General features: G+C 73.3%; 1 protein-coding gene and 1 pseudogene. Both read right to left on the bottom strand.

The genetic code is table 11. The features are described from left to right. The coding region (locus L687_RS0120755; RefSeq protein WP_323131852.1) for a cyclic pyranopterin monophosphate synthase MoaC at positions 1–150 on the bottom strand (150 nt) is incomplete at its 3' end. After that, positions 147–509: pseudogene (locus L687_RS0120750) on the bottom strand (gephyrin-like molybdotransferase Glp); the annotation flags it as partial. The pseudogene L687_RS0120750 and the gene L687_RS0120755, both read right to left, overlap by 4 nt.

The following is a 509-nucleotide window of genomic DNA, read 5'->3' as shown; positions in this document are numbered from 1 at the left end:
CTTCGGCACGGTGCCATCGCGGAGGGCGGTGATCACGTCGGGGCTGCAGCGGACGAAGCCTCGGGCCGTCGCGGTGCGCACGGTCGGCTGCTTCGCGGTCACGTCGACCATGTGCGCGCGGCCCGCCGCGTCCAGGTGAGGAAAGCTCATCCGACCAGCATGACATCGATGACGTCGCCCACGGCCACGGTCTCGACCTCGGCCGGCACGATCGCGAACGCGTGCGCACGGGCGAGTCCGCCCGCGAGGTGCGATCCCGATCCGCCGGCGGTGGCCGGGCGGACGGTGCGGGCCGCGAGGTCGACGACGGCGGGAAGGTACTGGCGTCGGCCCGGCGGCGGCGTCCATGATGCGTCGGCGGTGAACGCGGCGCGCGGTCGGTGGATCGCGGAGCGCCCCTGCATCGCGAGCAGGGCGGGGCGCACGAACACCTCGAACGACACCGCCACGCTCACGGGGTTGCCCGGCAGTCCGAATACCAGAGACCCGTTCTCGAGCACCCCGAAGGC

Origin of the sequence: Microbacterium maritypicum MF109, assembly GCF_000455825.1 — a bacterium.
Classification (GTDB): Bacteria; Actinomycetota; Actinomycetes; order Actinomycetales; family Microbacteriaceae; genus Microbacterium; species Microbacterium maritypicum_A.
Note: the sequence above shows the minus strand (reverse complement) of the source record. Positions and strands in the feature narration are given on the sequence as shown.